The organism is Faecalicatena sp. (assembly GCF_058819085.1).
This window is the reverse complement of sequence record NZ_JBZUUL010000007.1, coordinates 38441-50398: the sequence shown is the minus strand read 5'-3', so window position 1 is coordinate 50398 and position 11958 is coordinate 38441. Positions and strand designations below refer to the sequence as shown.

The following is an 11958-nucleotide window of genomic DNA, read 5'->3' as shown; positions in this document are numbered from 1 at the left end:
TATGCAGTTAGGAATAGACCAAAGTAGAATAAAAATATTGCTGCTATAATAACTATCAATGCAATTAAAATAATTTTCTTCATATATTTCTCCTGTTACTTATCTCCTGCTATTTATAGGTAAACTTGATTTTATATTGCTCCATATCATAAGCACTTCCAAAGAAAGCTGTGAGCATTGATTCTGCATTTGTTTCGGCCTCATCAAGCAGACCATTCGCAATCGCATTTTTCTCCGCGTTCTTTTTTAAATTTTCTACCGCTTTATTGTTCTCCTCCAGAGTTATTTGTCTAAAAATGCTTTCATCCTCATGATAGACTTTAAAGGAACCCTCTACGATCTCATTGCTCAGGATCTCTGCCTTTGGCAGCTCGACCTTGATGGTAGTATCAACAACACTCCATTTAATTTTCTGGAAATCAAAGCCTGCCTTAATCACTACATCATAGCTATAAATATATTTGCTCTGTGTAAAGGGAATCTCCATACCCCATAGCTCCCTGGATGCATCTGTTACATTTACTTCTGTACAATTTGCAGACTGGGTGGCAAGTTCCCCAATATCTTCAAAGCCAAGTTTAGTTGTTTTACTATCAGAGAAAATAAAATTTTTTAATCCAATTACCGTGCCGGTCAATATCAATACAATGACTAAAACAGCAATCACATACCTGGTAAATCTTTTTTTCAACAGTTCCTTTCCCCAATTTTCTTTCTTCTTAAGTTCATTTTCGCTCATTGTAACAAGCCCTCCTCCTTAATAATTCCGCTAATCTCATTATAGCGTTCATTATAGTGCTTGTAAACTCCGCGAATATCTTGTACAGATTTTTGCAAACCTAATCTGAAGCTGATAAATGTTCTAAATCTCAACCTCATCCAATGACCGCACCACCGTCACTTCCGGATATGCTCTTTCCTTCTCTCTGCTCACCAATACCGCCTGTATGCCTGCTGCCATTGCGCCTTTTACATCCGACATATAAGAATCCCCGATATGCACGACCTCGTCAGCTTTACATCCGCTGATCTCCAGCGCTTTTTCAAAAATTTCCCGATGCGGCTTATACGCCCTCACCATATCTGCCGAGATAATCCCTGCCGGAGAAAGTCCTTTTTCCTGCATACTCTTCTCTACATACTGTACCCCGTTATTTGTGATTACATAGACCGGAACACTGCACCGTTCAAAAAAGGCTTTCACATCCGGGAAAAGGGGAGCATTCACCCAAAATTCCCGGAATAGTTCATGCAGCTCTTTTAAGTTATCCACAAGATGAAACGAATCCACCAGTTTTTTCAACACTTTATCCACAATTTCCTCTTCTGTCAGGTAGGTATCTCCAAAACGGCTTTCCTCATACTCCTTTACCTGTTTCCACCAGTATGCCACGGCCTCCCTGGGATCACGCAGATCGCTGTTCTTACAGATCCGCATCACGACCTCCCCGATCTCTTTGCCTTCCTCCTGAACGATTGTCCCTGTATAATCCATAAATACTGCTTTTATCATCTTATTTTGTCCTTTCCATTCCTGCTCAAATATCCTGGTTATAGCAATCAGGGTGTGCTAAAGACTAACACACCCTGATATTTATTGGACTATTATAAACTTTTTTCTTAACAGATGCAACAAAACCGTTCCTTTGTCCTGCTTTTAATCTTTAACCCTGCTCCTTTTTAGGCATATACAGCTTCTCCATAAGTGGTTCGATAAGTTTATGTATCGCTGCCGCGGATATGCAGGGTGCAGCTACCAGAAACACCGGCGACATCCGGATCAGGAACAGATCTGCCCCTACAATAGCCACCAGTACAGCCGTCCCAAGTGGATTCTTGATTTCCAGATAGAGCGCCGCCTTAACCAGCCACCCAAGCTTCATGCGGAATCTGGAAATGAGGGCAAAAAGGTATACAAAGAACCCTGCTGCCAGTGCCATTAACAGCACATAAAACCAAAATACTGCTGTTTTTAGATCCCCTTTCAGGAAGCTTGTGCTTATCCCGATATTCGTGCCTAAGATAAAAACAAGCAGTGCCAGCATCACAGTTCCCACAATACCGTACTTTAGATTATCCCTATAGGAATCAGCAAACGTCATTAAGACATACCCTTCCCCTTTTAAGATACACTTATGGAACGTATCATAAAATGCACTGCATGAAGCCCCGGCTGTGATAACAGGCACCATGCCCGCTACCCATAAAACAGCCAGAAGCAGGAGGTCAAAAAGTTTCCCTGTTCCTTCATAGAACTGAACTTTGCCCAGCATTTCTTTCCACCGCATTCATATCACCTCATCATAATCACTTCATTTAGAACAGACATCCCAAAGATAGCTCTAGAAGATGTTCACCCGTTCAAAGACAGGCATGTCCTCAAGCGGCGCTTCAGCCTGATATACCTTCCCGCCCTCATATTCCTGCTCCTGCCCTAATCTGCGCCACACTCCCTCAGGAAGGTAGACCGTTCTCTCTGTCATATCTGCTTCCAGAATCGGCGCCACTAAGTACTTCGGTCCGAACATGTACTCATCTTTTAGCTCCCAGCACGTCTCGTCCTTTGGAAAATCATAGAATAGCGGACGCATCACCGGAGTTCCCTTTTCGTGGGCTTCCTTCATAATCTCCTTGATATATGGTTTCAGGCTTTCCCGAAGAAACAGGTATTTCTTTAGAATCTCATATATCTCTTCCCCATAGCTCCATATTTCATTGGGAGATCCGCTCTTCATCCTTGCCCCGCCGCGGTCTCCGATCGGAGGAACAACCGGCTTTCTGAATCCATGCATCCTGAGTACAGGACAGAATACTGCCATCTGGAACCAGCGCACGAGGCATTCCTTAAACTTCTCGTCCCTGACATCTCCTCCGTAGAATCCACCGATGTCCGTTGTCCACCAAGGTATCCCTGCCAGGCCTGCGTTCAGCCCGGCCGCCAGCTGCTCCCGCAAAGATTCAAATGACGAGTCGATATCCCCGGACCAAAGAAGCGCACCATATTTCTGGGACCCTGCCCAGGTACAGCGGATCAAGTGGATCTGCTCGGTACGTCCTTCTTCTTTCATCCCTTCGTAAGCCATCTTAATATATTCTACCGGATATACATTACCTGTCTCCATAACCGGTCCAATATGACAACGGTAATTCATATAGTCATAATCATTGAATTCTGGTTCAGCTTCATCCAGCCAGAGATCATATACCCCCTGATCCAGATAGTTCTCCTTCAGCTTCTTCCACACATAACGCTTTGTCTCATCATTTGTAAAATCTATGGTTGTCGCATCGCCTAATTGTATCTGGCGGTCTCCAGAGTCATTTCTGACTAATAAGCCATTCTCTAACATTTCTTTATAATTGCAGCTAGACTTTTCGACGGTCGGCCAGACTGATACTATCAGTTTTACTCCCATTTCATCCAATTCTTTTGTCATAGCCTTTACATCCGGCCAGAGAACGGGATCAAATTTGTAATCTCCCTGGTTCGGCCAATGGAAATAATCAGCTATTATCACAGATAACGGAAGTTCTCTTTTTTTGTACTCTCTTGCAACAGAGAGCAGCTCCTCTGATGTGCGATACCTGAGCTTGCACTGCCAAAGCCCCATTGCATACTCCGGCATCATCGGAACCCTGCCTGTCACACAGGCATATTGCTCTTCGATCATTGCCGGGCTGTCCCCGGCTGTGATCCAGTAATCTAATTGAGTCGTTGAATATGCTGTCCATTCAATCCTGTTTTTTCCAAAACATACCTCGCCGATTGCCGGATTATTCCACAGCATGCCGTATCCCTTGCTGGAAATCACAAACGGGACGCTGGCCTGTGAATTGCGGTGGGAAAGCTCCAGCTTACAGCCATTCAGGTCCAGATTTTCCTGCTGGTACTGTCCCATGCCGAATAACTTTTGGTGTTCATCACCTATGAACCGGCTTGTAATCTTATAGTAATTTGTTCCCCGGACAGGCACATAGCTTCTCGGCGCAATTGCCAGACCACTGCTGAAATACTTTTTCTTCCTGCCCACTTCATTAAGCAGGTCACTTCTCTCATACTCCTCAAGCAGGCATTTTCCTTCCTGATTATAGAAGGTCAGCTTTCCTGTCTCTTCAACAAGACAGGAAATCTTACCGTTTGTAATCTTTACTCCATACTCGAATTCTTCTTTTGTGATCTCATATGCCTCCACGCTTTCCGTAAGGGCACTTTTTACACTGTCATCAGGTAAAAAGGAAGAGTTGTGTGTGGCCCGGATACGGAATGCATTTTCCCCCCAGGGAACGATCTGCATGATCTCGGCATCATATCGGAATGTTAATGTATTGCCTTCTATTTTTATCATTTTCTACGCTCACCTATTTCCTATTCTTTTACTGCCCCTGCAGTCATTCCACCAACAATATATTTCTGCAGGAATACGAAAATGAAGATGATCGGCAGGACTAAGATTGCCCCATATGCCATGATGCTATTCCATTTCATCCCATACTTCGTCTGGAATTTGTATATATTCGCTGTCAGAGGACGCATTTCTGCTTTTACGTTAAATGTCATTGAATATACGAGGTCGTTCCATCCGCTGAGGAAGGAAAGAACCGTCACTGTGATGATTCCTGTCTTAATCGCCGGAATCATGATCAGGAAGAAGGAACGTACCACACCGCACCCGTCAATCCTTGCCGCATCATCCAAAGCTACAGGCACTCCTTTGAAATAAGGCCGCAGAGTTACGATTATGAAAGGAACTGACCCCGAAGCGATCGCGATTGCAGGTCCTAAGTATGTCCCCAGAAGCCCTACCTGATTAAAAATCAGATACATAGGAGTCAGCATCAATGATGCAGGAAGCATCTGCGTAACCAAAAATGCCAGCAGAAATGCTTTCCCGCCCTTTACTTTATAGCGTCCCATCCCATAAGCAGTCGGAATCCCAAAGATCAGCGACAGGCTCATCGACAGCGTCGAGATAATCACGCTATTTTTCAAAGACAATAAGAATGTTCCGTCCTTAAAATTATCAAGCCAGGGAGTCGTCGTAAACTCATGAGGAAAATAAGTCAATATTTTCCCGAATATTTCGTCATCTGACTTAAATGACATGCACAAGAGCCAGTAGATCGGGAACAGAAATATCACTGCAATTAAAACTGCCAGTATACTGTAAATGATGTTCTTTTTCCTGTCCATATCAGTCTTCCTCCTTGGATATCAGCCTCAGATAAAAAATCCCGACTACCAGCAGACATAGGAATAATACGATCGCCGCTGCAGAGCCCTGTGAGAACTCGAATTTTTTAAACGATAATTGATATGCATATGTCCCCATTGTATCTGTCGCATTCATAGGACCGCCCTTTGTCATTATGAACATCAGGTCAAAGGCTTTAAAGGTATAGATGAATCCCAGCATCAGCACTGCCATCATCGCAGGCTTTACAAGGGGCAGTGTAATATAAAAGAACTTCTGTAATGCATTCGCCCCGTCGATAGAGGCACTTTCATATACATCCGCCGAAATGTTGGATAAACCGGAGGTCATCAAAAGCATGTTATAAGGAATCCCGATCCAGCAGTTCACAGCAATCACCGCGAACATCGCCGTGCCGGCACTGATCAGCCAGTCGATCGGCTGCTGGATAATTCCACATTTCATCAAAAGATCATTAATCAGGCCGCCGTCGATCGCAAACATATTTTTTCCTAAAAGTCCGGCCACAGAGGTCGGTATCATATAGCTGATAAGGATAATGCCTCTCATAGGACCTGATAAAGCTGACTTTTTCTGAAAGAACATGGCAAATAAGAATCCAATCACAAACTGTACCAGCAGGCTGAAAAATGTAAATACAAGTGTGTTCCTTATGACAAGTAAAAATACCTCATCATGAAATAGTGTAATATAATTGTCCAGCCCCACAAATACCGATGTCCCTGTCGTGAAGTTTTTTACATTCACGTCCTTTAGGCTTAGGATGATGTTATAGACCAGGGGGTAGCCCAGCACTAAAAGCACATATAATAACCCGGGCAGGATGAAGAAATACCCTTCTATACTTCTGCGCTTTTCCATTGTCATTTTCATAGCCGTCTCCTAATTCTTATTCCACATTGATCGGTTCTTTTTCTAAAATCGGGTCAATTACTTCTGCTGCCGCTTTAATTGCCTCCTTCGGATCTTTCTCTCCTAATAATGCTGCCTGCTCATTTCTGTACACTGCTTCTGATATAGTAGGCCATTCCGGGTGCGGGCCGCGTGCGACTGAATAATCCATAGCCTGGGTGAATACCTGGAAACGGTCGTCTGCCTTCCAGATTCCGTCTAATTCTGTGGAGTCTTTTCTGATCGGCTGGCTGCTGACCGCATCGCACCACTCTGCATTTTTCTCTTTGCTCATTGCATACTTCAAGAAGCCGATTGCCGCTTCTTTATTCTCTGAATTGGAGCAGACACCATAATTCTCGCCTCCGATACAGGTTGAGTACTCTTTGTCTTTCGGAAGCAGTGCGTACTGCAGATCAAAATCAGCTGCGATATCTCCGCTGTCTACCTGTGCGATATGCCAGGTTCCTGCCATAGACATTGCTGCTTTTCCTGCTGCAAATGTCCTGAATGCTTCACTCTGTGTCCAGTTTGTTACTTCCTTGCTCATAATTCCTTCTTTTGTCAGGCGTGCCAGAAATTCCATTGCCTTGATCCCGCCCTCTGAGTCAAGGGATGAAATCGTCTCGCCTGTAGAATACAGCCATGGCATGAACTGGAACGTTCCTTCCTCTGTTGCGATTCCTGACATCGTAAAGCCGTATACGCCGTCCTTTGTGCAGGCTTTTGCGATCTCGTACAGCTCATCCCATGTAGCAGGCGGCTCCTCATAGCCCGCTGCCCTTAACATATCCATATTGCAGGCCAGTCCCAGACAGTTTGATGAAATGGGAAGCCCATGGAGATGTCCTTCTGAGTCACGGCAGCTATTCAATGGCCCTTCATAGAAGTTGTCAATCTCGCCCCATGCCTGAAGCTCCGCATCGATATCGTCAAATACGCCCAGAGATATGTAAGAGGACATGTCCGGTGAGTCGACCATTCCGATATCCGGAAGCTCCCCTGACACTGCGCCGATATTATACTGGTTCATCAGCTCATCCCGGGATACAAATGTCTCTGTGATGGTAAGCCCTGGATTCATTTCCTCATATTCCTCGATCGCCTTCGTCAGCTGATCATATTCAAGACCATTGTGGTAATGCCAGATAGAGATCTCGCCGCTTACCTTCCCATCCTCACCTGCCTGCGCATCTGCTTCTTTTGCCTTTCCTTTTTCATCTGCCTGTTTGCCGCATCCTGTTACTGCAAGAGCGCACACTAAAAGCACTGCAGGTACCGTCATCCAACTTTTTCTTCTCATAAGCTTCCTCCTTTTATTCATTACGCTTTTTTAATTTCTCTCATTATAGAAAAAAACCGCCAGTCCAACAACTGACAGTTTTTATATTTTAGATCAATTTTAAGATAATATTTTAATATATTAGTAATTTTTTAATATTTCTTTGTTTTCATTCACAAATGTCCTCACACTTATTCCAACTACCTGTTTAAACACGCGGTTAAAATACTTCTCATCCGAAAATCCGACCAGAAAAGGCACCTCCTGCATCGGAGTCTCACCATGCAGAAGTAAAGCCTTAGCCATATCGATCCGGTATTCTTTTAAAAACCTTGAAAATGGGATCCCCATCTCCTTTGAGAACAGGTTGCTGAAATACTCCTGGCTGACTCCCAGCTCCCTGGCAAGCTCTCCCTGGTTGATCGGGGACGAATAATTCCTCTCAATCTCTTTCAGCGTTCGTAATATAACCGGATGCACATCAGGATAGCACTCTGCCAGCTTTTTCTTTTCATGCTCCTGTTTTGGGGAACATTTGCAAAGGATCTCTAATATTTCCTCTCTTACGATCGGCTTTACCAGATATCCTATCACGCCGCAGCCTATGGCTCTCCTTGCGATGTCAAATTCCTCATAGGCAGTCAGTATGACAAACTCCGTCTTAAGCTGCAGCCTGTGCGCTTCTTCAATCACCTCGATCCCGCTCATATGCGGCATCCTAATGTCCATAAACGCCAGATCAGGCTTCAGGCTTTTAATGATTTCCAGTGCATCTCTCCCATTGGATGCCTCTGCCACAACTTCATAGTCCGGTGAAATAGAGGCGATCAGATTACTCAGCCCTTTTCTCGCTCTTTTTTCATCTTCCGCTATTAAAATTCTCATAATCCCTTCCCTCTTCTCTCACATAAAAGTAAAAAGCTGTTCCACATCCCGGTGCCGTCTCCAGTTTCATTGCAATATCATCGCCATAGAACCGCTTAATCCTAGCCACTGCATTTAAAATGCCGACTCCGGTCCCCAGTGAATCTTCTATCCTTTCATCGAAGCTTCCGTCCAGGATCCCGCTGATCTTCTTTTCATGCTCCTCATTCATGCCGTCGCCGTTATCCCGGATGATAAGTACCCAGCCTTCTTCCCACGCCTCAACGGTAATCCAGATCATCCCGCCCTCTTCCCAGCCTTCAAAGCCATGCACGATCGCGTTCTCGATGAAGGGCTGCATCATCAATTTGCAGCATTTCGCTTCTTTGAAGTTCTCATCAAAGTCTGTCTCATAATCAAATACATCGATAAACCGTTCCTTTTGAAGATACAGGTACTGTTCTGTCCACTCCACTTCCCTGTACAGCTTAACGACCTGCAGCGATTGGTCAAAGGTATAACGCAGGATATTCGACAGCTTTTTAATCATATTGGAAATATGATAATTGCCCGCCTCGATCGCTTCGTAGCTGATTGCCCCCAGGGTATTCGAGATAAAATGAGCATTTATCTGGGACTCCAGCGCCTCTATCTCCGCTTCCCTCTGGCGTTCCAGAGCCTTTATCTCTTCTTTATGGTGATACTTGACCGCCTGCTCCTGTTCTTCGAGAAATCCCATCATCCTGTTAAAATGCTTTGCCAGCTCCCAAATTTCATTATCCCCTTCGATTGCAATACTCTGCTTTTGATTTCCGTTAGATATATTGTCCATCTCCCTCTTCACGATCTTAATCGGAGAAATCGTCCGCCGAAGTACCAGGAATAGTATAATGCTGAAAAGAAAGACAAGTGCCGTATATACACCGACACCGCGGTAGAATATCGTATTTACCAAGTGCTGCATCTTATTTTCATCAATCGCTACCGCTACACTCCACGCACTCCCACCAATCCCTTTCTTCTCGTTGATAAATGTGCTCGTATTTAAGTATACCTTTTCTTCTTTTCCAATCATGTCTTTATCATCATGGTAAACGATCCGGTCATTCTCGTCCACCATATACACGGTCATATTCTCTTCTTCCTTATTCACCGTCTTTAAAAACGGGTCAAGCATCTGCATGGAGTATGTCACGCACAACACATTCGTCACATCATCGAATGTCTTCCTGGTTCCGATGATCGGGTACATCACATAGAACACATACGCATTCTTATCCGAGGAATGTATGTTGACATCTGTTTTTACAACATACTTCAGCCCTTTGCCTCCCGAATGGATCCGCTCCATGACCTCCGCATATGCATCCATCAGCTTAGGATGGTTCTCTTCATTCCACATCGCACCCATGGCAGTGCCATACTTATCATATTGAATTACATCACCGTCCCTGCTTATAATAGCGAGGTTGATAATATTATCTGAATACCGGCTGTATTGCTGTAAAATCCTGCGCGTCTTTAGCATCTGGGAGATATCCACATCCTCTTTCGCCGCTTCCTCCGCCGCATGATACATTTCTTTCTGGATAACGATGCCAGATGCCGACAGTTTCTCATCATCCAGTGCCTGCCCGATATCATATTGCAGCGTGTTAATCAAGATGGATTTCATCGACATGTATCTTCCCATAAGATAATCATAATACTCACGTTTTAAAAAAATCTGAAATAATAAGACCATCCCCATGAATAGGATGGCAAACCATACTCCAATCTGGCACCAGATCCTTGTTCTGTACAGGCTGGCCCATTTATCAAAAAACTTCCTCACTTCCTGTCCCCCTCGTGTGTACAGCATTTTTAAGGCGGGTTTCGATATACAATACACCTCGTCACGTTAAAAAGCTAAACTGTTATAAATTCAATTTATCACAGTTTAGCTCATTTCACAATATACTCTATTTACTTCACAGGCAATCAGCCTATCCCTACAGCCCTGCCGGCTGATTTAATTTCTCCGTAAAATCACTCATCGCCCCTGCGATCTTAAGCTGCTGCGGACAGACCGCCTCACAGCTTTTGCATCCGATACACTGGTCAGGCCGTTTCTCCTTTGGAAGAGCATCTACTGCCATATGGGTGATCAGCCCATTGGTAAACCTGGCCTCATTATAAAGTAATAACAGCGTCGGAATGTCCAGCCCCTTCGGGCAGTGGGTAACACAATAGCGGCATGCCGTACAGGGAAGGATATCCAGCATACTGTCAGCCACCTCAAGAAGCGCCTTCATCTCATCCTCCTCCAGAGGCTTTTCTTCCTCGAAAGTATGGATATTCTCCTTCATCTGCTCCAGATCAGACATGCCAGACAATGTCACAGTCACGCCCTTTAACGACTGCAGGAAACGAAATGCCCACGCCGGAATTCCCTCCTCCGGGCGCACCGTCTTTAGCTTTGCCTCATTCTCGTGTGACAGTGATGCCAGCTTTCCGCCGCGCAGAGGCTCCATGACCCAGACCGGGATCTGATATTCATTGAGAAGCTCTACCTTAGCCTTGGCATCCTGCAGCTTCCAGTCCACATAGTTCAGCTGGATCTGGCAGAACTCCAAATGTTCCCCATATGTATCAAGGAACCGCTTGATCGTATCATAGCGTCCGTGGGCAGAAAATCCGAGGTGCCTGATGCGCCCTACTTCCTTTTGTTTCAGCAGATATTCCATGATCCCATATTTCGGATCTAGGTAAGGGTCAATATTTTTCTCATATACATTATGAAAAAGGTAAAAATCAAAATAATCTACGCCGCATCTCTTTAACTGCTCCTCAAAAATCTCCTCCACCTTATCCATATTAGACAGATCATATCCCGGAAACTTATCCGCCAGATAATAGCTTTCCCGCGGATATGCAGAAAGAACCTTTCCCATGACCACCTCGGACTTGCCATCATGATATCCGTAAGCCGTATCAAAATAGTTTACGCCATGATCCATCGCATAGGAGACCATTTCCTCCACCTGCTTCTCATCGATCTGTCCAGCCATATCGCCTCCCAGCACCGGAAGACGCATTGCCCCAAATCCCAGTGCGGAAAGCTTCTTACCCTGAAACTCTCTGTAAATCATCTCTTCTTCCTTCTTTCCTTTGGATTTTTAATATTTCCTATTCAACATTCAAGCATTTCCCAGCCTGATATACCTCCTCAAGTACAGGCAGATTCCGGATATCACCTTTATTCCAAGCCCCGGTTCCGTAGAAAACACCCAATTCCTCCGCTTCTGGAAGACATCTTAAATATCCTCTCATGGATGCCACTGCAGGTTCCATTGACTCATGATCCCTATCCGCAGCTGTCACGGCCAGATAAAACCTCTTCCCTCTCAGCTGCTGATAAGCAGGATAACAGCGGTCAATAAACATCTTAAGCTGTGCAGACACACTATAGAAATAAACCGGAGTGGCCAGCAGGATCACATCCGCTTCTTCTGTCTTACTCAAAAGCTCTTCCATATCATCCTTCTGGATACACTTCCCTGTCTTAGCACAGGCGTCACAGCCTCTGCAGGGATTCAATTTTTTCTGCCCCAGGTTGATCTGAACAGTCTCATGTCCACTTTCCTTCGCACCCCTTAAAAATTCATTACAAAGAATATCCGAATTGCCGCCAGAGCGCGGGCTTGAATTAACCGCTAAAACCTTCAT

The 11958-nt window shown here is 44.8% G+C and carries 11 protein-coding genes; all 11 read right to left on the bottom strand.

The features are described 5' to 3' along the window. Positions 1-109: 109 nt before the first annotated feature. Entirely contained in the window at positions 110-739 is a 630-nt protein-coding gene (locus AC4OGX_RS05190; RefSeq protein WP_493328892.1) for a DUF4230 domain-containing protein, read from the bottom strand. 123 nt (positions 740-862) lie between these two features. Continuing rightward, on the bottom strand, positions 863-1513 hold the full coding sequence (locus AC4OGX_RS05185; RefSeq protein WP_493328890.1) for an HAD family hydrolase: 651 nt from the start codon (positions 1511-1513) through the stop codon (positions 863-865). 151 nt (positions 1514-1664) lie between these two features. Next, complete coding sequence (locus AC4OGX_RS05180) at positions 1665-2288, bottom strand: DUF624 domain-containing protein (RefSeq protein WP_493328889.1); 624 nt, start codon at positions 2286-2288, stop codon at positions 1665-1667. A 54-nt stretch (positions 2289-2342) separates the two neighbouring features. Further along, positions 2343-4346 (bottom strand): glycoside hydrolase family 31 protein, encoded by a 2004-nt coding sequence (locus AC4OGX_RS05175; RefSeq protein WP_493328888.1) that lies wholly within the window; start codon positions 4344-4346, stop codon positions 2343-2345. 20 nt (positions 4347-4366) lie between these two features. Further along, complete coding sequence (locus tag AC4OGX_RS05170) at positions 4367-5191, bottom strand: carbohydrate ABC transporter permease (RefSeq protein WP_493328887.1); 825 nt, start codon at positions 5189-5191, stop codon at positions 4367-4369. Position 5192: 1 nt separating this feature from the next. Beyond that, positions 5193-6086, bottom strand: coding sequence for a carbohydrate ABC transporter permease (locus AC4OGX_RS05165; protein WP_493328885.1), 894 nt, complete (start codon positions 6084-6086; stop codon positions 5193-5195). A gap of 16 nt (positions 6087-6102) precedes the next feature. Beyond that, positions 6103-7407, bottom strand: coding sequence for an ABC transporter substrate-binding protein (locus tag AC4OGX_RS05160; protein ID WP_493328884.1), 1305 nt, complete (start codon positions 7405-7407; stop codon positions 6103-6105). Between the two features lie 120 nt (positions 7408-7527). Continuing rightward, complete coding sequence (locus AC4OGX_RS05155) at positions 7528-8271, bottom strand: response regulator transcription factor (RefSeq protein ID WP_493328883.1); 744 nt, start codon at positions 8269-8271, stop codon at positions 7528-7530. Beyond that, a complete protein-coding gene (locus AC4OGX_RS05150) occupies positions 8246-10111 on the bottom strand; it encodes a sensor histidine kinase (protein WP_493328881.1) in 1866 nt (621 codons plus the stop codon). The genes AC4OGX_RS05155 and AC4OGX_RS05150 overlap by 26 nt, the downstream gene beginning before the upstream one ends. Positions 10112-10241: 130 nt before the next feature. Further along, a complete protein-coding gene (locus tag AC4OGX_RS05145) occupies positions 10242-11381 on the bottom strand; it encodes an aldo/keto reductase (RefSeq protein ID WP_493328880.1) in 1140 nt (379 codons plus the stop codon). Between the two features lie 37 nt (positions 11382-11418). Continuing rightward, positions 11419-11958 carry a flavodoxin family protein gene (locus tag AC4OGX_RS05140; protein ID WP_493328879.1) on the bottom strand — a complete coding sequence of 180 codons (540 nt, stop codon included), beginning with the start codon at positions 11956-11958 and terminating at the stop codon, positions 11419-11421.